Here is a 23,183-nt window from a genome sequence, read left to right on the forward strand (position 1 = left end):
GTCCGAAGAACTACGGGCACACCACCTGGTCGCCCGTCACCACCCCGAACTCGCCCTGGTACGGGTCGTCCGCGCGAACCTTGCGCACCTCACGGAAGTCCGCGCCCGCGATCACCTTCAGGGTCGGCCCCAGGCCCTTGACGGCCCGTAGCTCGCTGCCGGGCAGCGCGGCGGCCAGGGACTTGGCCGAGCGGTCCCAGCGGGGGTCGTAGGCCACGACCGTGCGCTTCACGGTCCGGTCGGCCGCGTTCGCCGGGGCCCGGGTGGTACGGAATCCCGTGCCGGCCAACTGCGAGTCCACGCGCTTGCCGAGGCCGACGGTCGGAGTCCCGTTCTCGACCTGCACGCGGATCTGCTGCGGGGCCACGTCCACCCGTACCGCCTTGCTGACCGGCCGGTGCGTGGTGAGCGGCTTGTCGTCGTTCAGGGCGCGGAAGAGGCGGTTCGCCTTGGCGGTGTCCCACTTCAGGGTCGAGCCGACGCCCTTGACGGCGTATCCCATCCGGCCGATGGGGACCGTCGTGAACTCCGAGGAGGAGGGGGAGAAGTCGCGCATCGCCCGGCCGAGGTCGAGGAGTTCGTCGGTGCCGAAGCCCTTGTCGGCGCGGACCGAGCCGAGCACGGCCCGGGTCACGTCACGGAACTTCATCGGGTTCAGCAGGATCCCCGAGGACGTGGCCCGCTCGATGAGGGCCGCCAGGAAGCGCTGCTGACGCTTCATCCGGCTGAGGTCGGAGGCGCCGTCCACGTGCCGGGCCCGGACGTACTGGAGGGCCTGGCCGCCCATCAGGGTGTGCGAGCCGGCCGGGAGGTTCAGGCCGGTGTAGGTGTCCTTGAGGGGGGCGGCCGTGCAGACCTTCACCCCGCCGAGGACGTCCACCGTCTTCATGAAGCTGGTGAAGTCGACCTCCAGATAGTGGTCGACCTTCACATGGGTCATGTCCTCGACGGTGCGCACGGTGAGGTTCGGACCGCCCTCCGCGTAGGCCGCGTTGAGCTTGATGGGGTGGCCCTTGTGGCGGTGCCCGGTGGTCCCGTCGACGTGCGGGGGCGTCATGGCGTACGAGTCGCGCGGCAGGGAGACCACGCTGGCCCGCTCCCGGTCCTCGGAGATGTGCACGATCATGATCGTGTCGGTGCAGTGGCAGGGCGCGCCGCCCAGGCGGTAGCGGCGCCGCTCCTTCTCGGTGATCTTGTCGCGGCCGTCCGTGCCGACCAGCAGGACGTTCATGCCGTGGCCCGCGCGCGGGCGGTTCTTCATGTCCTTGAAGGGGTCGACGCGGGCGATGTCCGCGTCCAGGCTGGTGACCACCGCGTGTCCGATCCCGGCCGAGGCGAGGACGACGACGGACAGGGTCGTCACCGCCCGCATGGCCCAGCGCGGCTTCTTGCGCCGGACGGGTGGCCGGGGCGAGCGCCCCTGTGGCGTTCGTGGCGGCTGGGGGCGGCGCCGGGAGCCGGCGGGGGCGGGGGACCGTGGCGGCGTGGGCAAGGGGGGACACCTCCGGGCGACGGCCGTACGTGGGATCCGTGAGCACCGTAGGTCCATACGATCTGTGGCCCGGTCCGCCGCCCCGGCGGGGCGCGAACGTGTCCCCCGTTCGCGGTAACGTGAGCACCGATGAACGCCAATTCCGACGTGCGCCTCCCCGCCGTATCTGTGATCATGCCCGTCCTCGACGAGGAGCGGCATCTGCGCGGAGCCGTCCAAGCGATCCTCGCCCAGGAGTACGACGGTGAGATGGAGGTCGTGCTCGCCCTCGGTCCGTCCAAGGACCGTACGGACGAGATCGCGGCCGAGCTCGTGGCCGAAACCGCGTCCTTCGAGAACAAACGCGTGCACACCGTGCCGAACCCGATCGGCCGCACGCCCGCCGCTCTGAACGCCGCGATCAAGGCCTCCCGCCATCCGATCGTCGTCCGCGTCGACGGCCACGGCATGCTCTCGCCGAACTACATCGCCACCGCCGTACGGCTCCTGGAGGAGACCGGCGCGCAGAACGTCGGCGGCATCATGCACGCCGAGGGCGAGAACGACTGGGAGCACGCCGTCGCCGCCGCGATGACGTCGAAGATCGGCGTGGGCAACGCCGTCTTCCACACGGGCGGCGCCGCGGGGGAGGCCGAGACGGTCTACCTCGGGGTGTTCCGGCGCGAGGCGCTGGAGCAACAGGGCGGCTACAACGAGGAGTTCATCCGCGCCCAGGACTGGGAGCTGAACTTCCGCATCCGCGAGGCGGGCGGCCTGATCTGGTTCTCGCCGGAGCTGAAGGTGTCGTACCGCCCCCGTCCCTCGGTGAAGGCCCTCGCCAAGCAGTACAAGGACTACGGCCGTTGGCGGCACGTCGTCGCCCGCTTCCACGAGGGCTCCATCAACCTGCGCTACCTCGCCCCGCCGACGGCCGTGCTCGCCATCGCGGCCGGCATCGTGGTCGGCGCGGCCCTGACGCCCTGGGGTTTCGTGATCCCCGGCGGCTATCTCGCGGCGATCGTCCTGGGCTCCCTGCCGGCGGGCAAGGGCCTCCCTCTGAAGGCCCGTCTCCAGATCCCCGTGGCCCTCGCCACCATGCACCTGTGCTGGGGCTGGGGCTTCCTGACCAGCCCCAAGTCCCTGGCGAAGAAGGTCATCGCGTCTCGCCGCCCCGCGGTACTGACCGCGAGCTGAGCGCCACCGGGCGGCGGCCCACTGCCTGCCGGTGGGCTACCGCCGCGCGTGCCGCTCGGCCCGGGCGCGGCGGTACTGCCGGCCCAGGACCCGCAGCGAGGCCGTCGGCGACGGGCCCGCCGTGCGGTGCAGGAGCTCCCCTCCCGTGCGGCGTACGGCGGCGAGGCGGAGGTCCTGGACGGTGATCAGGGCGTCGAGGAACGGGCGGTACTCGGGCGCGACGAGGTCGGGCAGGCCCCGGCCCTCCGTGAGCGCGGCCTCGGCGCGGTCGGCCTGCGCCTGGACCAGGCCCTCCAACGCGGGTGCGCACTCCTCCGACTTGCTCAGCAGGTCCCCGAACTTCAGCCCGTGCAGGGCCAGTTCGTCCTTCGGAATGCCGATCCGGCCCCAACCGGCGTCCTCCGAGAGGTCGGCCAGGAAATCGGTGCGCTGCATTCCCTCGATCAGGGCCCGGCACCCCACGACGAACGGCTCGTCGTCCCCCGCGTCCGGATCGGGCGCGATCAGCGACGCCGTGAGCATCAGGGCGGGCAGCGCGTAACCGTCCACGTAGGCCTGGAAGTCGGCCTCCGTGTCGAAGCCGGTCCAACTGGCCTCCACGGGCGCGCCGTCGAGGAAGGTCCGCACCCGGGCGGCCAGGTGCGGGTGGCGGTCCACGGTGTCGCGGAGCGCCGACAGGGTGCCGTTCCCGGGCGGTTCGTCGCCGTCGAGGGCCGCCACGGTGTCGGCCTCCCAGACGCGCAGGGCCGCGTGGCGGTCGCGCACCGCGCCGGTGTCGATCAGCTCGTCCGTCGCGTGCATGTAGGCCACCGCGGCGACCACGGGCGGATGGAGGCGACTCGGCAGCAGGAGCCGGGTCGCGATGTACTCGTGCCGCGCGAATCTTCGTACCTGCGTGCGCTGGGCGTCGTAGGTTCTGCGCAGACGCGGATCGGTGATTCCCGCCTGAGTCTGGGCGGTGGACCAACGGATCACGGCTCTCCCGTCGAGCTGCGTTCGATTGTCAGGACCAGGTGTAGTCCGGGTCTACGTGCATACAGGCCTTGCTGTCCGCCCCGTTGAGCGCGCTCGCCGAGGCCGGTGTGGTGTCGTCCTCGGCGGTGTACTTCGCCCCCGAACGCCAGTCCGCGCCGACCACCAGTGTGACACCGGAAACGGCCGTCGACTTCTTCACCGAACTCACCGGAATCCCGAGCGACTTGGCGACCCGCTGGGCGTCGGCCTGGAGGCCGGCGCTCGGGTAGCGGACGACCGTCTCGTCCTGGCTGAGCAGTGCCGAGGAGTCCGCCTCCGCCTTGTCGAAGCCCTTGGAGACGAGGAGTTCGGCGACCGTGCCGGCCCGGCCCGTCACCGCCGACTCCGTGTCGGACTTCGTACCGTTCTGCACCTGTACGGCGATCTCGTCGTCCGCCGCGGCCTTGTCCGTCGTCGTGGTCGCCGTGCCGGTCTTCTTCTTGTCCTTGCCGTCCAGGGCGATGTCCTCGCGCACCAGCCGCCACAGCTTCTCGGCGTCGCCGGCCTTGGGCAGCACCCGGTTGCCGTCGGCCGAGTACACCCACGGCATCGTCGTCATCGTGATGCGCGCGGTGGGCACCTTCTTCAGCTCCGTGGACACGTCGTAGAGCTTCGCCACGGTGCCGAGCCCGTCGTCCACCGTCAGCGCCTTCGTGGCCGTCTCGGCCAACTTCCGCAACTTGTTGGGGTTGTCGAGCGTGGCACTGGCGCGCAGCTGGCGGACCATCGAGTTCATGTACATGTGCTGCGCCTTGGTGCGCGCGATGTCGCTGCCGTCCTCGAACCCGTAGCGCGTGCGCAGCCATTGGAGCGCCTGCTCGCCCTTGACGGACGTGGTGCCCTTCTCCAGCTTCAGGCCGCTGCCGTGGCCCGAGGAGGTGTGGGAGTAGATGTTGGCGTCCACGCAGACCGGGACACCGCCGATGGCGTCCGCCATGGAGACCACGCCGGCGAAGTCGACCATCATGAAGTGGTCGATGTGGATGTCGGTCAGCTTCTCCCAGGTGGCCACCGCGCAGCCCGGACCGCCGCGTTCCAGCGTGGTGTTCGTCATCGCCGAGGTGCTCGCCGCGTACACCTTGCCGGTGTCGGGGTCGGTGCACTCGGGGATGTCGACCAGGGTGTCGCGGGGCATGGAGACGACCGACATGTTGGTCCGGTCGGCGGAGACGTGCACCAGCATCTGGACGTCGGCGCGCGGCGCGGTGTTGTACGTGTCCTTCGCGCCGCCCAGCTTCTGGTTCTCCGCGGAGTCCCGCGCGTCCGAGCCGATCAGCAGGATGTTCAGCGGCTTCTGCCCGGCCGCGTTCGCCTCCGACTCGGCCGCCCGGTCCTTGGCGTCGCCGATGTTGAGGGCGTCCTTCTGGATGTTGGCGTTGAGGTGCCGGTAGTAGAGGTAACCCGCCCCGGCCGTCCCCACGGTCACCAGCGCGGTGACGATCGCCGTCCAGCGCAGGATCCGCCGTCCGCGGTGTCTGCGCCGACCTGCGCCCCGTGGTCTGAGGGACATGGTGTCCTCGACCGCGGGAACCTCGGTACGCACGCTCTGCTGCGTCAACTCCAGCCCCTCCCACCCCTGCGCCTCACGGCCGCCGACCGAGCGGGCTCATCATTCTGTAGGGAGTTAGGAGTTGGCTGTGGGGCCTGAGGGGGAGGAGCGGCTCCTGTGGTTCAGGACCAGGTAAATCCGGGATTGACGTGCATGCACGCCTCCTCGTCCGCCCCGTTGAGCGCCTCGGCCGTCTTCGGCGTCCTGTCGTTCTTCTTGGGCGCCTTGTACGTGCTGCCCTCGCGCCAGTCCGCGCCCACGACGAGCGTGACCCCGGAGACGTCCGTCGACTTCTTCACCGAACTCAGCGGAATCCCGAGGGACTTGGCGACCGCCTGGGCGTCGCCCTCCAGGTCGGCGCTCGGATAGCGGACCACCGTGCGGGCCTCGCTGAGGACCGTGCCCTGATCGACGCCGGCCTTCGTCCAGCCCTTCTCCACCAGCAGCCCGGCGACCGTGCCCGCCCGCCCGGAGGCCGCGCCGAGGGCGTCGGTGCGGGTGCCGTTCTGCACCTGGACGCCGATCGTGCCGGGGGCGGCCGCCGGGTCGTCCGAGGCCTCCTGCGCCGCCGTCGCCTTCTTCTTGTCCTTGCCGTCCAGCGCGATGTCCTCGCGCACCAGCCGGAACAGCTGGTCGGCGTCCTCGGTGGGCTCGACGCGCGCACCGACGTATCGATTCGGCATGGTCGTCATCGTGATCCGCTTCGGCGCGGGCCTGCGCAGCTCGTTGCTGAGGTCGTAGAGCTTCTTCACGGTGTCCAGGCCCGGGTCGACCGTGAGGGCCGCGGTGGCCTTCTCGGCGAGGGTGCGCAGCTTGCCCGGGTTGCTGAGCGTGGCGTTCTCGCGCAGCTCGCGGACCATCGAGTTCATGTACATGTGCTGGGCCTTGGCGCGGGCGAGGTCGCTGCCGTCCTCGAAGCCGTAGCGCGTGCGCAGCCACTGCAGGGCCTGCTCGCCCTTGATGGACGTGGTGCCCTCCTCCAGCTTCAGCCCGGAGCCGTGGCCCGAGCTGTCGCGGGAGTAGATGTTGGCGTCCACGCAGACCGGGACACCGCCGATGGCGTCGGCCATGGAGACCACGCCCGAGAAGTCGACCATCATGAAGTGGTCGATGTGCACGCCGGTCAGCTTCTCCCAGGTGGCCACCGTGCAGCCCGGACCGCCGCGCCCGAGGCTCTGGTTGGTCATCACCCGGCCGTCGCTCGCCGGGTACACCTCGCCGTCGTCGGGGTCGGTGCACTTCGGGATCTTCACGAGGGTGTCGCGGGGCATGCTGACGACCGACATGTTGGACCGGTCGGCGGACAGGTGGACCAGCATCTGGACGTCGGCGAGCGGGGTGGAGCCGAAGGTCTCCCGGGCGCCGCCCAGTTCCTGGTTCTCCTTGGTGTCCCGCGCGTCCGAGCCGATGATCAGGATGTTCAGCGGGGTCTGCCCGGCCGCGTTCGGCGTGGGCGCGGCGACCTTGTTGTCGCCGAGGTTGAGGTCGTCCTTCTTGATGTTGCCGTTCAGGTGCTCGTAGTAGAGGTAACCGGCCCCGGCCGTGCCGACTATGAGCACGGCGAGCGTGAGCGCGAACCATCTCAGCAGCCGGAATCTCCGCGCCGACCGGCCGCCCCCGCCGTGCCGTCCGTTGCCCTCGGCCGCGCCGGTGCCGTCACCGGCGTCGTCCCCCGTGGCGGCAGACTCGGTCTCCCGCACAGTCCCCTGCGTCACTTACCCGTCCTCCCACCGGCCCCCCGTACGTTCTGGAGACATACGAAGGGCCCGTGAGGTTGCCCTGATCGGCGTTACCGCCCTGTTAACCGGCGCACGGACCCGTCAGCCGGCGCACTGGACCTTGTCGGCCGTGGACTTGTCGACGTCGACGCTCGCCGCGGCGGAGGAGTTGAGCTTGATCCCGGCGCCCTTGAAGTCCTTGCCGAGGGTGAGCGTCATGGCGGGCAGGCCCTGGGAGTTGGTCACACTCTCGCCGGGCTTCATGGCGGAGCCGGACAGACCGAGGATGTCGGCAAGGCGGCGGGCCTGGTCGGCCTGGGCGGGGGCGTATTCGAGGGTGGTCTTCGCCAGTTCGGCATCCGCGTTGCCGGCGTTCTCGGACTTCTCCACGCCCTCGTCGTTCTGGAGGTAGTTCAGCTCGGCCTGCGCACTGCCGCCGACCGCACCGCCGTTGAGGATCCGCACCCGGACGTCCGCGGCGGCGGACTTGGTGCCCTTCAACCGGGCGGCCACGGCGGCGGCTTCCTTCTTCTTCTGCTGCTTGACCGCGGTGAGCGAGACGTCGTTCTGGATCATGTCGAAGAGCTGCGGCCCGGTCGACTGGTCGACGACGACCGTCGCCCTGACCACCTCGGCCGGGTTGTCCCGCACCGGCACCGTGGTGAAGGAGATGTTCTTCGTCGGCACCTTCTTCAGCTCCAGGGCCATGTCCTTGAGCGTGCCGACCTTGCCGATGGCGCTGTCCACGGTGAGCGCCTTGGTGGCGGCCTCGGCCAGCTTCAGCAGCTTGGTGGGGCTGGTGAGGGTGTCACCGGAGGACATCTTGCGCATCAGCGAACCGAGGAACTGCTGCTGCACCTTGATGCGGTCGAGGTCGCCCTGGTTGCCGAAGCTGTGCCGGGTGCGCACGAAGGCGAGGGCCTGCTCGCCCTCCACCTTGGACTCGCCCGCGGGCAGGTCGAGCTTGGACTGCTTGTCCTTGACGGCGTGTTCAAGGCAGACCGTGACGCCGTCCACCGCGGTCGTCAGCGTCTTGACCGCGTTGAAGTCGGCCATCATGAAGTGGTCGACCGAGATGCCGGTGGTCTCCTTCACCGTGCGCATGGTGCAGCCGGGGTCCCGGCCGCTCTCGCCCAGGCTCCGGTTGAAGCGCACGGCCTGCTGCCCCGGGACGACGGTCTCGGTGCCGTCGGCCTGCTTGGTCGGGCAGTCGGGGATGTCGACGATCAGGTCGCGCGGGATGCTCATCGCGGTCGCGTTCGTACGGTCCTTGGAGACGTGCAGCAGGATGTTCGTGTCGGCGTGGCCGACGCTGCCCTGGTCGCCGTAGCCCTCGTTGCCGTCACCGGTGCGCTTGTCGGTGCCGATGATCAGGATGTTGAAGGCCTCGTCCTTGCTGAAGCCGCTCTTGCCCGCGTCGCCGATGTCGGTCGTCGCCACATTGCCTTCGAGGTGCTTCAGATAGAAGTAGGCACCGCCGGCGGTGGCGACCAGGACGAACGCCATGGTGCCGCCGGTCCACAGCAGGACCTTCTTGGCCCGGGACGCCTTCGGCTTCTTCGGCACCGGGCGACGGCCGCGCCGGCCCGCGCTCGCCCCGGGGGACGGCGTACGGCCGGTGCCCTGCGGTGCGGTGTCACGGGGTGCGGGGTCCCGGGGGGCCGCTCTGCGAGGGCCCGGGACCGCCGCCTCGGGCGTGGACGGCGTCAGACGCAGCTCGTACTCTCCCGTGTTCGGGTTGAGCACCCACTGGTCTGCGGGGTCGATGCCGTCCGCACGGCCACGGCCTTGCACGTCCACGGTGTATGAGTCCTCCGTCAGGCGCGGCGCTGGATCGCCCACACTAACCGCACAGTTCCGCCTCAGGTGTCGCCCCTGAGGAAACGCGCCCCCCTACAAGTGGTCATTCCCTCTCAATCTCGAACGCGGATCCGCTACCAGCGATAGGGCGCGTACACATCCATGCACTGGCCCTTGTCCGAGCCGTTGATGGCGTCGGCGTTGTCGGGCAGGTCACCGGCCTGCGGCGCGGACTGCTTCGGATACGCCGTGCCCTCCCGCCAGTCGGCGCCCACCACGACCGTGACTCCTGACACATCGGTCGACTTCTTCACCGAACTCAGCGGAATCCCGAGGGACTTGGCGACCGACTGGGCGTCACCCTTCATGTCGGCGCTCGGGTAGCGCACCACCGTCTTCTCCTCCGAGAGCGCCGCCGTGGTGTCCGCGGCGGCCCTGGTGAAGCCCTTGCCCGTGAGCACCTGGGCGATCGCGCGCGCCCGCCCGGAGACCGGCGCCTCATTGGAGCTGCTGGTGGCGTTCTGCACCAGCACGCCGAGCGCGCTCGCGTCGACCGAGGGCGCCTCGGTGGCCGTACTCGTGCCCTTGCTCTTCTTCTTGGCGTCGGACGCCTTGCCGTCCGATGCCTTGCCGTTCTTGTCGAGCGGCACGTCGTCGCGGAGCATCTGCCACAGCTTGTCGGCGTTGGCGGCGTCCGGCACCACATGGTCGCTGTTCTCGGCGTCCGCGACGTTCGGCATCGTCAGCGACGTGATCCGGTCGGACGGCACCGACTTGAGCTGCATGCCCAGGTCGTACAGCTTCTTGACGGTGCCGATCTCCTCGGAGACCGTCAGCGACTTGGTGGCCGCCTCCGCCAGGCCCGTCAGCCGCCCGGTGTCGGTGAAGACGTTCTGCTTCGTCAGCGTGCGCATCATCGAGTTGAGGTACATGTGCTGGGCCCTGGCCCGCATCAGGTCGCTGCCCCAGGCGTGCCGGGTGCGCAGCCACTGCAGCGCCTTCTCGCCCTTGACCTTGTGCGTGCCGGCCGTCAGCTTCAGCCCCGAACCGCCGGGCACGGCGGCCGTCGGGTGGTCCCACACGTTCTGCCGCACACAGACGTCGACGCCGCCGATCGCGTCCGCCATCCGCACCACGCCGGCGAAGTCGATCGTCATCCAGTGGTCGATGTAGACCCCGGTGAGGTTCTCCCAGGTGGCCAGCGTGCAGCCGGCGCCGCCGCGGGCCAGCGACTCGTTGATGATGGTGTTGGTCGCCGGGTACTTCGTGCCGGTGTCGGGATCCGTGCACTTGGGGATGTCCACCCGGGTGTCCCGCGGGATGCTGACCATCGCGGCGCTCCTGCGGTCCGCGGAGAGGTGGATGAGCATCTGCACATCGCCGCGCGGCGGGCTGCCGACGTCGTTCTTGGAGCCGCCGAGCTTGAGGTTCTCCGCGGAGTTACGGCTGTCGGAGCCGATCAGCAGGATGTTCATCGGCGTCTGCCCGTCCGCGTTCGGACCGGTCTTCCGCGCCTTCGAGTCGCCGCTGCTGCGCTGGCCCTTCTCGATGTTGCCGTTCAGGTGCTCGTAGTAGAGGTATCCGGCGCCGGCCGTCCCGAGTATCAGCACCGACAGGGTCAGCGCCGACCAACGCAGCACCCGGTGCCCGCGTTTGGGCGGCTGTCTGCGGCGGCCGGACCCCTCCGGTTCGGCGGGACCCTCGGTGCCGCCGCCGTCCGGATCAGGAGCGTGCCGGACGTCGTCGAACGTCCCTTCCCCGCGCACACTGCTCTGCGTCATCCCTCTGTCTCCCCACCCCTACGCCCGAAAGAAGCCGAAAAATCCTCAGTGGAAGCGAACAGGCCTGCCGTGCATCTAGTGAGATGCACGGCAGGCCCTTCAGGATCGCTTCGAACCCTTGCGGATTACTTGGCGCACTCGACCTTGTCCGCGGTGGACTTCTGCACCCCGGCGGGAGTCGACCCGGAAGAAGCGTTGATCTTGACTCCGGCGCCCTTGAAGTCCTTGCCGAGGGTGAGCGTCATGGTCGGCAGGCCCTGGGAGTTGGTCACACTCTTGCCCGGCTTCAGCGCCGAGCCGGACAGGCCCATGATGTCGGCCAGGCGGCGGGCCTGATCGGCCTGGTCGGGGGCGTATTCGAGGGTGGTCTTCGCCAGCGCCGCGTCCGCGTTGCCCGCGTTCTCGGACTTCAGCACACCCTCGTCGTTCTGCAGGTAGTTCAGCTCCGCCTGCGCGCTGCCGGCCGCCGCACCGCCGTTGAGGATCCGCACCCGGACGTCCGCGGCGGCGGACTTGGTGCCCTTCAACCGGGCGGCCACGGCGGCGGCTTCCTTCTTCTGCTGCTGCTTGACCGCGGTGAACGACACATCGTTCTTGATCATGTCGAAGACCTGCGGAGCCGTCGTGTCGTTGAGGACGACGGTCGCCGCGACCTTCTCCGCCGGGTTGTCGACCACCGGGACCGTGGTGAAGGTCAGGTTCTTCGGGTTGAGCTTGCCCAGCTCCAGACCGAGGTCCTTCAGCTTGCCGATGCTGTCGAGCTTGGAGTCGACGGTCAGCGCCTTGGTGCCGGTCTCCGCCAGCTTCAGCATCTTCGTCGGGTTGGTGAGCGTCGAGTTGGACTTCAGCTTCCTCATCAGCGCGCTCAGGAACTGCTGTTGGAGCGTGATCCGGCTCAGGTCACCGCCGAAGCCCACCGAGTGCCGGGTGCGCACGAAGGCCAGCGCCTGCTCGCCGGAGATGTTGTGCGTGCCCTTGGACAGCTTCAGATGCGAGTCCGGGTCGTCGATGTCCTTGGCCAGACAGACCTCGACCCCGCCGACCGCGTCGGTCAGCGTCTTCACCGCGTTGAAGTCGGCCACCATGAAGTTGTCCGGGGTGATCCCGGTCAGCTCGGTGACGGTCCGCATGGTGCAGCTGGGCGTGCGCTCGTCCTGTCCCAGGCTGGTGTTGAAGCGGACGTCGGTCGAGCCCGGGATGACCTTGGAGGAGCCGTCGTCCTGGCTGGTCGGGCAGTCCGGGATGTCGGTGATCAGGTCGCGCGGGATGCTCAACGCGGTCGCGTTGGAGCGGTCCTTGGAGACGTGCAGCAGGATCGTGGTGTCGGCGTGACCGACGCTGCCGGCGTCGCCGTACTTCGTGTTGCCCGCGCCGGTGCGCTTGTCGGTGCCGATCAACAGGATGTTGATCGCCTTGTCCTTGTTGAAGCCACCGGTGCTCGCGCCGTCGTCGGAGACGGCCGTGATGTTGTCGTTGAGGTGCTCGATGTAGAGATAGGCGGCGCTCGCCGTGCCCACGAGCACGAACGCCATGATGCCGCCGGTCCACAACAGGACCTTCTTGGCCTTCGACTTCTTCTTCACCGGCCGCCGGCCGCGCCGTCCCGGCAACGGCTCCTCGGGCGCCCCGCGCCGCCGCCGCGAGGGCGGGACCTCCCGCTCGGGAGCCTGCGGTGCCGCCCGTCCGGCCGCCCTCCCGGGCGCCGCCGTACGAACCGCGCCCGGCGAGGCGGATCTGCGCGGTCCCGGCACACCTGATTGCGGTGCGGAAGGGGTCAGTCGCAGTTCGTATTCACCGGTGTTCGGGTTGAGTACCCACTGGTCTGCGGGGTCGATGTCGTCCGCCCGCCCACGGCTTTGCGCGTCCACGGTTGTCCGAATCCTCCGTCGGGGCCACGCAAGCGTCTTCCCCCTACAAGACGCTCGTCGGTCACACAGTGCACGTCGCCAGGAAGCACCTCGCGGCCGAACGCACCGGATCGCTCACACTATCCGCCCTGTTCAGTGCCGGGGGACCGCGGTGACGAATTGCACGTCCGAGCAACCGGTCAATTCGCCCATTTTCTCGGACATTAGTGCGCCGATTTGGTGAGCGCTTTACCCGCACAAGTCTTCGTCAGCGGTGTTGCCGCGGAACGTCGGCCCGGGAGAAACACCCACCATGGGCTCGTCGGGCCGCTTTCCACCTGCCTTTGAGTCGTCATCTCCGTACGGCCCGTAGTCATACGCGTCTTCGTACGACCCCTCGTACGAAGATTCTTCCCCATCCCCGTACGAGTTCTCCTCGCCGTCGGCCGTCGAATTGCGGCTCTTTGCGGCGGAATCCCGCGGAATTTCCTTGGCCACCGCGAGCGGCGCGTCCGTGCGCAGTCGTTCGAACAGTTTCTCGGCCTCGGGTTCCACGAGCTGGTCACGATTGGCGTTGTAGACGTACGACTCCCGCGGCACGGTAAGGAATTGCACACGTTCCGTGGGGATGTCGCGTACCCCGCGCACGAGTTCGTACAACCCGCGCAGACTCGCCAGATCCGGATCGGTCGTCAGCGACGAAGTCGCCGCGTCCAGCACGGGATAGAGCTTCACCGGATTCAGCAGTACGTCATTGCCGCGCACCTTGTTGACCAGCGCACCGAGGAACCGCTGCTGACGGTCCATCCGGTCGGTGTCACTGCCGTTGCCCAGCGACTTGCGGGCCCGCACATAGCCGAGCGCCTGCTCCCCGTCGAGCGTCACCTTGCCCGCGCGCAGGTTCAGCTTGGCGGCCTTGTCGTGAATGGGCCGGCGCAGACAGATCTCCACCCCGTCCACCGCGTCGACCATCTCCTTGAAGCCGTGGAAGTCGACGACCATGTGATGGTCGATCCGCACGTTCGTCAGCTTCTCGACGGTCCGGATCGTGCAGGCCGAACCGCCCGTCTGGAACGCGTAGTTGAACATCGCGAACATCGGCTCGGTCCGGGTCCCGTCCGGCCGCAGACAGGCCGGCACGTCCACCATCAGGTCCCGCGGCAACGAGACGGCGGTGGCCGCGCGCCGCCCGGCGGCCAGATGCAGCAGGATCGTCGTGTCCGACCGCTCGGTCCCCGAGTCCCGTCCGTAGCGCGCGTTCCCGTCCCCCGACCGCGAGTCCGACCCGATCAGCAGAATGTTCTGCGCGTCCTTGACGAGCGAGGTCGGCCGCTCCTTCTCGTACCGCGCCAGCTCGGCCGCCGCCGCGTCGTCCGGCGTGATGTTCCCGTCGAGCTTCGCGTAGAGCACCCACCCGCCACCGGCGGCCACGACCACCAGCAGGGCGACCCCGAGCCCTCCGTACTTGACCCACTTCCGCCGACGCCGCCGTATGAGCCCCCTACCGCTCGCCGACGACCCGGCGCCGGGCCCGAGGGTGCCTGCGCTGTCGGTCACGGCGGATCCCCCTCATGGCGTACGAGCATGCGGTGTCGGCTGCTTCTACGACCATGACGCGTGGAGGGCACCAGGGGTGGGCGGTGCTGATCCGATCGGGTGACTGCATGCCCTAAGGGGCGCGGGGCTGTGTCGATGTGCGGCTCCGCCGCGTGGGCGCGACAAGCCACGACGGGCCCGCACTCGCCGAACCAGCCGCACCGATCCCTTCAGTAGCGCGAAGCAGTAACGTGCTCGCTCTCGATCCGCTTGGCCAGGGCGTCCTCGCCCAACTGGTCCAGATTCCGGCACAGCACCACGGACCCGCCGGTGGCGAGCGGCCCGTACAACCCGGCGTTGAGCCCCTCCCAGGTGTCGTACGAGAGCCCCGACAGGATCCGAGACCCCGGCCCGGTCAGCCCGAGCGCCCCCGCCTCCTCCCGCGCCCGCTCGACGACCTCGGCCCCGCTGAAGCCCCGCCCGGCCACGATCAGCGCGGGCTCCTCCGGGTCGACCGGGGAGAACGGCGCGAACCGGTCCCCTTGGCTCGGCACCTCGACGGCGTAGTCGGCGAAGCCCTCCGGGGCCTGCGGGAACCGCCCGCCCAGCGGCCGCAGCGCGAGGGCGACCCGTTCGCCGCGGCACGCGCGCGCCGCGTCCAGCGAGTCGGGCCCGCTCACGACCACGTCGGCCGCCGCCGCGTCCCCGCCCACGTCCGCGACCACGCCCACCGACGCGCACGCCAGCAGCCAGACCGCCGTCTGCCAGTGCGCGGGCAGCAGCAGCGCGACCCGGTCGCCGGGCGCGGCGGCGAGGTCGTTCTGGAGGAGGTTCGCGGTCTTGGCCACCCAATTGGCGAAGGTGGCCACGGACAATTCCACGCGCTCGCCCGTGGCGTCGTCGTAGAAGGTCACCAGGGGGCGTCCCGGGTCCGCGGCGAGCGCGGAACGCAGCAGGTCGGCAGGGGTGCGGTCGGTGGCGTTCACCCGCGCAAGGGTACGCGGGAGACAGGGGGCGCGGCCGGGTGCGGGGCCACCGGTTCGGCGCAGCGGGAGCCGACGGTCCGTCAGTTCCCAGATGGACAGATATATATGACTATGTCCAACATCTGATGCATGCGTGGATTCCTTGCTTCCTCGGTCGGCGTCGCCTGTGCGGCCGCCCTCGCCCTTCCGCTGACCCCGCCGGCAGCCGCCGCCGCGGCGAGCCCGGCGTCGAGCCGCACGGCGTCCATGCCGGCGGACCGCTCGGCCGGCCTGTCCGGCGGCACCCAGTCCCTGCCCCTCGCCCCCCTCGCCCGCGCCCGGGTCCTCGGCGCCGCCGCCCCGGAACAGGGCCTGGCCCGCCGGGACGTACGCCACTTCTCGATGGTCGGCGTCATCTGGGACGACCCGGACACCGCCCTGCACGGCAGCGTCCAGGTCCGCACCCGGGCCACCGGCTCCGGCACCTGGTCGGACTGGCAGAGCCTCGGGACCCACAGCGACGACGCGCCCGACCCCGACTCCGCCGAGCGCGCCTCGGGCCGCGTGCACGGCTCCACGCCCCCGCTGTGGGTGGGCGACTCCGACGGAGTGGAGGTCCGCGTACGCGCCGAGAGCGCCAGCCGTACGGAGGACACGGCCCGCGGCACCCGCACACTGACGTCCGCGACCGGACTCCCGACGGGCCTGCGCCTCGAACTGGTGGACCCCGGAGAGCCGGCGGAGTCGGCCGGGCCGGAGCCGGTGACGCGGGCGAGGTCTCTCAGGACCGGAACCGGGACGCCCGAATCGACCGACTCCCAGGCCGCCACCGAGCTCCCGGCGCTGGACCTGCGGGCCACCGAACAGGAAGTACAAGCCCTCTACGGCAGCGAATTGACGCGGAGTCAGCGCGTGAAGCCGTACATCGGCCCCCGTCCGCGCATCGTCACCCGGCGCGGCTGGGGCGCGGACGAGAAGCTGCGCGAGAAGAAGTTCGTCTACACGAGGAAGGTCAAGGCGGCCTTCGTCCACCACACGGACACCGGCAACGGGTACAAGTGTTCGCAGGCGGCCTCCGTCATCCGTGGTATCTACCGCTACCACGTCAAGAGCATGGGCTGGCGCGACATCGGCTACAACTTCCTCGTCGACAAGTGCGGAACCATCTACGAGGGCCGGGCCGGGGGAGTGGCGAAGCCGGTGCTGGGCGCGCACACCCTCGGGTTCAACACCAAGAGCATGGGGATCGCGGTCCTCGGCAGCTTCGGCTCGGCCAAGCCGCCCGCCGCCGCGGTGAACGCGATCGCCCGCCTCACGGCCTGGAAGCTCGGGATCTGGGGCGGCAATCCGAAGGGAAAGACATATTTGAAGTCCGGGGGTGGCAATCTCTACCGAAAAGGAAAGAACGTACGACTGAATGTGATCTCCGGTCACCGTGACGGCTTCGCCACGGACTGCCCGGGCCTGCAGCTCTACCGCAAGCTCGGCACGACCCGCACGACTGCCGCCCGCTTCCAGGGCCGCTGACCGGCGGACGGGACCCGGGGGCCGCATTCACCGCCGTCGGGGGGCATGGGTGGACTCGCGGGATGCCGCACGACCGTCGAAGGCGCCGAACAACGTTCTGCATACACTGGCCGGCCGAAAGTCAGTTCGGCCGGTCCCGGCAGGAAGCAGAGACGACAGGTGACAGAAGCGATTCTCCTGGTCGGCGGCAAGGGCACGCGGCTCCGCCCGCTCACGGTGCACACGCCGAAGCCCATGGTCCGGGCGGCGGGTGTCCCCTTCCTCACGCATCAGTTGGCGAGAGCGAGAGCGGCGGGGGTCGAGCACATCGTCCTGGCCACGTCCTACCTCGCGGAGGTCTTCGAACCGTACTTCGGCGACGGCTCGTCCTTGGGCCTGCACATCGAGTACGTCACGGAGGAGGAACCCCTGGGCACGGGCGGCGCGATCCGCAACGTGGCCTCGCGTCTCCACTCGGGCCCGGACGACCCGGTCCTGATCTTCAACGGCGACATCCTGACGGGTCTGGACATCCGGCGCCTGGTCCACACCCACGAGGAGACGGGCGCGGACGTGTCCCTCCACCTCACGAAGGTGACGGACCCGAGGGCGTACGGCCTGGTCCCGACGGACGAAACGGGCCGAGTACTGGCCTTCCTGGAGAAGCCCCAAACCCCCGAGGAGATCGTCACCGACCAGATCAACGCGGGGGCGTACGTCTTCCGCCGCTCGATCATCGACACGATCCCGGCAGGCCGCCCGGTGTCAGTGGAGCGCGAAACCTTCCCGGATCTCCTCTCCGCGGGAGCCCACCTCCAGGGCATGGTCGACTCCACGTACTGGCTCGACCTGGGCACCCCCGCCGCCTTCGTCCGCGGCTCCGCCGACCTGGTCCTGGGCCACGCCCCGTCCCCGGCGATCCCGGGCCGCTGCGGAGACCGCCTGGTCCTCCCCACGGCAAGAGTGGCCCCGGACGCGAAACTGACGGGCGGCACGGTGGTGGGAGAAGGAGCCTTCGTGGCGGAGGGCGCGAGGGTCTTCGGCTCGACGATCCTCCCCGGCGCGGTGATCGAACCAGGCGCCGTAATCACCGACAGCCTCATCGGCACCCGAGCCCGAGTCGGCGAACGCTCCATCCTCACCGGCACGGTCATCGGCGACGGCGCGATCATCGGCGCCGACAACGAACTCCGAGACGGCGTCAGGGTGTGGTGCGACGCGAGAATCCCGGCGGGCTCGGTGAGGTTCTCTTCGGATCAGTAGGGGGACGGTTCCCTCCGGGGGAGGGACGGTCGTTTTCGGGACCGGCATCCGGCGGAGCTGCGTTGCACGCGGCGCGCTGGATGCCGGTCCGCGTCTTTGTCTTCGAGCGAGTCCGACACCGGGGACTCTTGGACGCCGGTCCGTATCTTTCAGCCCGTCCGGCGTTTGAGGACGAGGCCGTTCAGGGCCGTAGCGGGGGTCTGGGGGCGCAGCCCCCAGTGGGGTCGAAGGGGCAGCGCCCCTGGGGATGGGACGGGTAGGGGCGGCGGGGGCGAAAAACGCCCGTCAATACACAGCCGTACGCCTCAAAGCCGCCCAATGTCCCCGACAGGCATCCGCGGCGCCCGCCGAGCCGGCCCCCGCCCACTCAACAAAATCAACCGAGCCGCCCGATGCCGCTGCCCCGCATACGGCTCCAACAACTCCAACATGACGGAGTCATCCGCATCCCGATCCCCCGCCAACACCCACCCCACGATCCCCGGCAGATGCAGATCCCCCACAGTCACCGCATCCGCCGCCCCATGACTCCGCTGCACCACCTCCGCCGAAGTCCACGGCCCCACCCCCGGCACCACCTCCAACCGCTCCCGCGCCCCCTCCGGAGACATCACCACCGCCTCCTCCAACCGCCGAGCCACCCGAACCGCCCGCAGAATCGTCGACGCCCGCTTGTCGTCCACCCCGGCCCGATGCCACTCCCACGACGGAATCAACGCCCACGCCCGAGCCCCCGGCATCACCCACAACCGCCCCCGCACCACAGCCGCGGGCCCCGGCGCCGGCTCCCCGAACTTCCGCACCAGCAACCGCCACGCCCGATACGCCTCATCGGTCGTGACCTTCTGCTCCAACACCGACGGAATCAACGACTCCAGCACCAACCCGGTCCGCGTCAACCGCAACCCCGGCCGCCGATGCCGAGCAACCGCAACCACCCGATGCCGCGGCACGAACGCCTCGGGCTCGTCCGCGGCCCCGAGCAACTCGGGCAACCGATCGAGCAACCACGCACCCCCCGGCCCCCAGGCCTCCCCCCGCACCTCATCGCCTCGCACGGAGACCCGCAGGGTCCCCGGCCCACGCGGCGTAAGACTGGCCCGCCACACGGACCCGTCGGGCATCGCCCGAAACGTCGGATCCCCCGGCCCCCGCCGCAACGGCCCGAGCACGAGCCCGAGATCGACGGGCCACCCAGGCACCCAGGTCCGCACGAGCCCCGACTCCTCGACCTGCCGAGGAACGCCGGACCCTCCGGACCCGCCGGACGGCACGACGACATGCCCACCCCGCACGGTCGTACGGGTGGCTCGCGGAGCGAAACGTCCTGCCACGAATGAAGTCCTGTGAAGTCCGGGAAAGCGGGAGTCGGAAAGCCAGAGCCTAGGCGCTCGTACGACGAACCACCGGCGAAACGAACACCTCACCGCACCTCGACGAACGCCCCCGCATCCCGCTCCGCCCGAGCCCGCGGTTCCTCCGCCGCATGCCCGACCGCCACCGCCCCCATCGGATCCCACCCCTCCGGCAGCCCCAGCACCTCACGCACCACATCCCGACAGAACATCGTCGAGGAGACCCACGCCGACCCGAGCCGCTCCCCGGCCAACGCGACCAGGAAGTTCTGCACCCCCGCCCCCACCGCGACCACGAACATCTCCCGCTCGGCCCCGTCCCGCCGCGCGTCCCCGTAGTCGTGCGACCCGTCCATCACCAGACAGGGCACCACCAGATACGGCGCGTTCCGCAGCACATCCCCTCGCCGGACCCGCTTGGCGATGGACTCCTCCGACTTCCCGTCCCGCCGCAGATCGCCGATCCAGGCATCCCGCATCGCGTCGAGCAACCGCGTCCGCGACTCCGCCGACTCCAGCAGCACGAACCGCCACGGCGTCGTGTGATGCGGCGCCGGTGCGGTCACCGCCGCGGCCACCGCCCGCCGTACCGCCCCGCCGTCGACGGCCTCGTCGGTGAAGGCCCGTACGGTACGGCGCCGGGTCACCGCCTCCCGTACCGCCTCGGACGTGCCCAGCCGGAACATGTCGTCGTGCGCGTCCCGCACCATGGCCCGCGCCCCCTCCTCGTCCTCGTGCCGGTCGGTCACCACGTGCGCCAGCCCGCGCACGACGGCGACGGGCAGCCCGGCGGCCTTGCCCTTGACCAGGTCGCCGGCCGCGGCGAGTTCGTCAGCCGTCGCCACGACCGTCGCGCTGAGCGGATTGCCGTGCGTGTCCGTGCCACCGCGCAGATCGTCCAGTACGCGCACTCCGGCGGCGCCGATCGCGACGTCCGTGAGCCCGGAGCGCCAGGGTCGCCCGAAGGTGTCGGTCACCAGGACGCCCACGTTGACGCCGAGGGCGTCCCGAAGGCCGTCCCGGATGGCCCGCGCGGACGCGTCCGGGTCCTCGGGCAGCAACAGCACCGTCCCGGCAGGGGTGTTGGAGGCGTCGACCCCGGCGGCGGCCATGACGAGCCCCTGCCGGTTCTCCACGATCCTCAGCGCCCCGCGCCGGGCCACGACCCGCACGGTCTCGGCATCGATCGCGGCCTCCCGGTCCTCCGCCTCGACGACCCGCCCCTCCGCCTTGGACACCACCTTCGAGGTGACGAGCAACACGTCCCCGTCGACCAGCCCGGGCTCGGCCCCGGCAATCAACTTCCCAAGATCGTCCCCCCGTTGAACCTCAGGCAGCCCGGGCACGGCCCACACCCGAAAACCGCCAGCGGCGCCAACCGCATCGACGTCACTCACAGGACCCGTCCCGCCGGCCGCCCCCGCGTCGATGACGGCATCCGCACCGCCTCCCGAGCCACCACCCACAACACCCGCACCGCTCCCCACGTCCGCGCCACCCACAACACCCGCACCGCTTCCCGCGGCACCCACATCACCCGGGCGGCTTACCGCGTCCGCGCTGCTCACCCCACCCGGGCTGCCCGCCGGATCCACCGCGCCCGCAGCACCCGCGCCACCGCCACCACCACTCCCCGAATCCGCGCCCCGCGCAGGACCCGTCCCGCTCACCGCATCCGCCCCGCTCAAGCCCCCCGCACCTCCTCCGCCAACGCCAGCGCCTCCCGGGCCATCTCCGTCGTCGTGTCGAGGTCCGTCATCATCAGCGGCACCGCCCGGCACCGGATCCCGGCCGACTCGACACGGTCCACCGCATCCGCGTCCACCGTGTCGACGAGCCAGCCGTCGAGCAGGCCCGAGCCGTAGTGCTCGGCCACCGCCGCGGCCGTGGACTCAACGCCGACCGCCGCGAGGACCTTGTCGGCCATGCCGCGCACGGGCGCGTCGCCGACGATGGGGGAGAGGCCGACCACCGGCACGCCCGCGTCGGCGATCGCCTCGCGGATGCCGGGCACGGCGAGGATCGTGCCGACGGAGACGACCGGGTTGGACGGCGGGAAGAGGATGACGTCCGCCTCGGCGATCGCCTCCAGGACACCCGGCGCCGGCTTCGACAGCTCCGCGCCGACGGCCACGACCGCCTCGGCGGGGACGGAGGCCCGCAGCCGTACCCAGTACTCCTGGAAGTGCACGGCCTTGCGCTCGCCGTCGACCTCCACGGCCACATGCGTCTCGACCCGGTCGTCGGTCATCGGGATCAGCCGTACGCCCGGCTGCCACCGGTCGCACAGCGCCTCCGTCACGGCGCTCAGCGGAAAGCCCGCCCCGAGCATCTGGGTCCGCACGATGTGCGTGGCGAAGTCCCGGTCGCCGAGCCCGAACCACTCGGGCCCCACACCGTACGCCGCGAGCTCCTCCTTGAGATGGAAGGTCTCCTCGGCCCGCCCCCAGCCCTGCTCCTCGTTGATACCGCCGCCGAGCGTGTACATCACCGTGTCGAGGTCCGGGCAGACCTTCAGCCCGAAGAGGTGGATGTCGTCCCCGGTGTTGCCGATGACGGTGATGTCCGCGTCCGGCACGGCCTGCTTGAGACCGCGCAGGAACCGGGCACCGCCGATGCCGCCTGCCAGAACCACAATGCGCATGGGCCAAGTCTTGCAGGCGGGTACGACAACGCGTCAGGCAGTCACCGGACGCGGCTCGGTCCGGGCCTCGCAGTGCGGGGAGGTGTGCATCGGCATCTCGGTCAGGCCGGGGTAGTAGACGTGCAGGCTCACCGCCGGCTCCAGCGCGTCGTTCACGACGTCGTGCACGTACCCCGGCGCGAACACCCGCTGCGCTCCCGCGTCCAACGCGCGCGTGGCCCGCCCGGTGCGCTCGGTCAGCGTGCCCTCCAGGACGGTCAGCACGCCGGAGGAACGCCCGTGGTCGTGCGGCCCGCTGCCCTGACCGGGCACCCAGGACAGCAGCCACACCTCGTAGCCGGGCCCGGTGCGCAGTCGGTGGTACCAGCGCGCCGTGGCGTCGTAGCGGACGAGGTGCTCCCACTGCGTGCGGTCGGCGGCGATGGCGCGGGCCATGCCGACGAACTCGGCCACGGTGGCCGGGTGCTCGCGCGGCGGCTGCAGCAGATGCGGGACTTCGAGGATGTCGCCGGCGATCTGGAGGTCGTTGTCGCTGTTCATTCGGTGCGCTGGTTCCTCAGTGAAAGAAGGTCAGAGGGAACGGAAACGGAGAACGAATCGTGGTCGACTCGGTTTCCAGCTGGAGCGGGGTGTGGCTCAACAGCTGGAACAGCAACAGCTACAGCGAGCGCGGGCAGCACCGTGGGACCCGGCGGTGCGGGTCGAGGTGACTGCCAAGTTCGCGAGCATGCCCACAAGAACATCGGTTCACACCTTCAGTGTCAACTCGACGCCCGGATCGTGGGACGCGGTTCACCCCATCCGGTTCATGTCCGAGGTGAAAGGTTTGTCCACGCGCCCACCGGGACACATGGCGCACAACCGGGCGCACAAACCTCGTTGCGTTCCCGTGATCCGAATGTGATCCGGTTCGCCCCGAGGTGCGCGTGGAACGAGATCGGATCTCTGGGCGTCCTTCCCCGTACAGGCTCTGCGCGGGGCCGGAGGTCCTTCCGGGCCTCGTCTGCATGTCAAGGTTTATGCCGATTTGAACACTTTCCGCATGGCCTTGGTTCCGCAGAGTGAATAAGGGGCCCAATAGCAGATCTCGGCTTGACTCGCCCGGAGCAGCACACTTGTAATTTCACTCGTGTCGTTCAGCCGAAATCGGTAACGGCTACATCACGGGGACGCGAAGAACAGACGAGGGGCGCACATGACCGAGACGGTGCAGCAACTGCTGGTCGACGACGCGGACGAGGAACTCGGCTGGCAGGAGCGTGCACTGTGCGCCCAGACCGACCCCGAGTCCTTCTTTCCTGAGAAGGGCGGCTCGACCCGTGAGGCCAAGAAGGTCTGTCTCGCCTGTGAAGTCCGCTCCGAGTGCCTCGAATACGCCCTCGCCAATGACGAACGCTTCGGAATCTGGGGCGGCCTGTCCGAGCGTGAGCGCCGCCGGCTGAAGAAGGCCGCCGTCTGAACCGCACGGCGCACGACCATTCGGGCAACGGCCCGTCGCAGGTGGGTTGTCCACAGGCGGCGGGCCGCCGTCATGCCTTGC

At 70.0% G+C, this 23,183-nt stretch carries 17 protein-coding genes; 4 read left to right on the plus strand and 13 right to left on the minus strand.

Going from position 1 to position 23,183, the window contains the following annotated elements; all coding sequences use genetic code 11:
• Positions 1 to 10: 10 nt before the first annotated feature.
• Positions 11 to 1,492, minus strand: a complete 1,482-nt coding sequence (locus ACWDR3_RS19220; protein WP_450353686.1) for an LCP family protein — start codon at positions 1,490 to 1,492, stop codon at positions 11 to 13.
• A 129-nt stretch (positions 1,493 to 1,621) separates the two neighbouring features.
• Between ACWDR3_RS19220 and ACWDR3_RS19225 the strand changes: the two genes are divergently transcribed.
• Positions 1,622 to 2,665: a glycosyltransferase family 2 protein gene (locus tag ACWDR3_RS19225; protein ID WP_450353687.1), complete on the plus strand. Its 1,044-nt coding sequence runs from the start codon at positions 1,622 to 1,624 to the stop codon at positions 2,663 to 2,665.
• Positions 2,666 to 2,701: 36 nt separating this feature from the next.
• Here the strand turns inward: ACWDR3_RS19225 and ACWDR3_RS19230 are convergent, their stop codons facing one another.
• From ACWDR3_RS19230 to ACWDR3_RS19265, 8 genes are all read right to left on the minus strand, one after another.
• Positions 2,702 to 3,640 (minus strand): squalene/phytoene synthase family protein, encoded by a 939-nt coding sequence (locus tag ACWDR3_RS19230; protein WP_450353688.1) that lies wholly within the window; start codon positions 3,638 to 3,640, stop codon positions 2,702 to 2,704.
• A 28-nt stretch (positions 3,641 to 3,668) separates the two neighbouring features.
• Entirely contained in the window at positions 3,669 to 5,189 is a 1,521-nt protein-coding gene (locus tag ACWDR3_RS19235) for an LCP family protein (RefSeq protein WP_450353707.1), read from the minus strand.
• Between the two features lie 161 nt (positions 5,190 to 5,350).
• The gene (locus ACWDR3_RS19240) at positions 5,351 to 6,928 is read right to left on the minus strand and encodes an LCP family protein (protein ID WP_450353708.1); all 1,578 of its coding nucleotides are present in this window, start codon (positions 6,926 to 6,928) and stop codon (positions 5,351 to 5,353) included.
• Between the two features lie 120 nt (positions 6,929 to 7,048).
• Positions 7,049 to 8,746 carry an LCP family glycopolymer transferase gene (locus tag ACWDR3_RS19245; protein ID WP_450353689.1) on the minus strand — a complete coding sequence of 566 codons (1,698 nt, stop codon included), beginning with the start codon at positions 8,744 to 8,746 and terminating at the stop codon, positions 7,049 to 7,051.
• Positions 8,747 to 8,880: 134 nt separating this feature from the next.
• Positions 8,881 to 10,527: an LCP family protein gene (locus ACWDR3_RS19250; protein ID WP_450353690.1), complete on the minus strand. Its 1,647-nt coding sequence runs from the start codon at positions 10,525 to 10,527 to the stop codon at positions 8,881 to 8,883.
• Between the two features lie 125 nt (positions 10,528 to 10,652).
• The gene (locus ACWDR3_RS19255; RefSeq protein WP_450353691.1) at positions 10,653 to 12,395 is read right to left on the minus strand and encodes an LCP family protein; all 1,743 of its coding nucleotides are present in this window, start codon (positions 12,393 to 12,395) and stop codon (positions 10,653 to 10,655) included.
• Between the two features lie 228 nt (positions 12,396 to 12,623).
• Entirely contained in the window at positions 12,624 to 13,931 is a 1,308-nt protein-coding gene (locus ACWDR3_RS19260; protein WP_450353692.1) for an LCP family protein, read from the minus strand.
• 209 nt (positions 13,932 to 14,140) lie between these two features.
• A complete protein-coding gene (locus ACWDR3_RS19265) occupies positions 14,141 to 14,896 on the minus strand; it encodes a TIGR03089 family protein (protein WP_450353693.1) in 756 nt (251 codons plus the stop codon).
• Between the two features lie 129 nt (positions 14,897 to 15,025).
• On the opposite strand from ACWDR3_RS19265, the gene ACWDR3_RS19270 reads away from it, so the two are divergent.
• Entirely contained in the window at positions 15,026 to 16,402 is a 1,377-nt protein-coding gene (locus tag ACWDR3_RS19270; RefSeq protein WP_450353694.1) for a peptidoglycan recognition protein family protein, read from the plus strand.
• A gap of 159 nt (positions 16,403 to 16,561) precedes the next feature.
• Complete coding sequence (locus tag ACWDR3_RS19275) at positions 16,562 to 17,644, plus strand: sugar phosphate nucleotidyltransferase (RefSeq protein WP_450353695.1); 1,083 nt, start codon at positions 16,562 to 16,564, stop codon at positions 17,642 to 17,644.
• A gap of 305 nt (positions 17,645 to 17,949) precedes the next feature.
• On the opposite strand, the gene ACWDR3_RS19280 is transcribed toward ACWDR3_RS19275, so the two are convergent.
• The 4 genes from ACWDR3_RS19280 to ACWDR3_RS19295 form a co-directional block, all read right to left on the minus strand.
• Positions 17,950 to 18,978: a DNA-3-methyladenine glycosylase family protein gene (locus ACWDR3_RS19280; protein ID WP_450353696.1), complete on the minus strand. Its 1,029-nt coding sequence runs from the start codon at positions 18,976 to 18,978 to the stop codon at positions 17,950 to 17,952.
• Positions 18,979 to 19,067: 89 nt separating this feature from the next.
• Complete coding sequence (locus ACWDR3_RS19285) at positions 19,068 to 20,396, minus strand: coenzyme F420-0:L-glutamate ligase (RefSeq protein WP_450353697.1); 1,329 nt, start codon at positions 20,394 to 20,396, stop codon at positions 19,068 to 19,070.
• 287 nt (positions 20,397 to 20,683) lie between these two features.
• On the minus strand, positions 20,684 to 21,643 hold the full coding sequence (cofD, locus tag ACWDR3_RS19290) for a 2-phospho-L-lactate transferase (RefSeq protein WP_450353698.1): 960 nt from the start codon (positions 21,641 to 21,643) through the stop codon (positions 20,684 to 20,686).
• 33 nt (positions 21,644 to 21,676) lie between these two features.
• Positions 21,677 to 22,183: a cysteine dioxygenase gene (locus tag ACWDR3_RS19295; RefSeq protein WP_450353699.1), complete on the minus strand. Its 507-nt coding sequence runs from the start codon at positions 22,181 to 22,183 to the stop codon at positions 21,677 to 21,679.
• 655 nt (positions 22,184 to 22,838) lie between these two features.
• Here ACWDR3_RS19295 and ACWDR3_RS19300 point away from each other — a divergent pair.
• Positions 22,839 to 23,102 (plus strand): WhiB family transcriptional regulator, encoded by a 264-nt coding sequence (locus ACWDR3_RS19300; RefSeq protein ID WP_010034659.1) that lies wholly within the window; start codon positions 22,839 to 22,841, stop codon positions 23,100 to 23,102.
• The last annotated feature ends 81 nt before the right edge of the window (positions 23,103 to 23,183 follow it).

Source organism: Streptomyces sp. NPDC001002 (genome assembly GCF_053599215.1).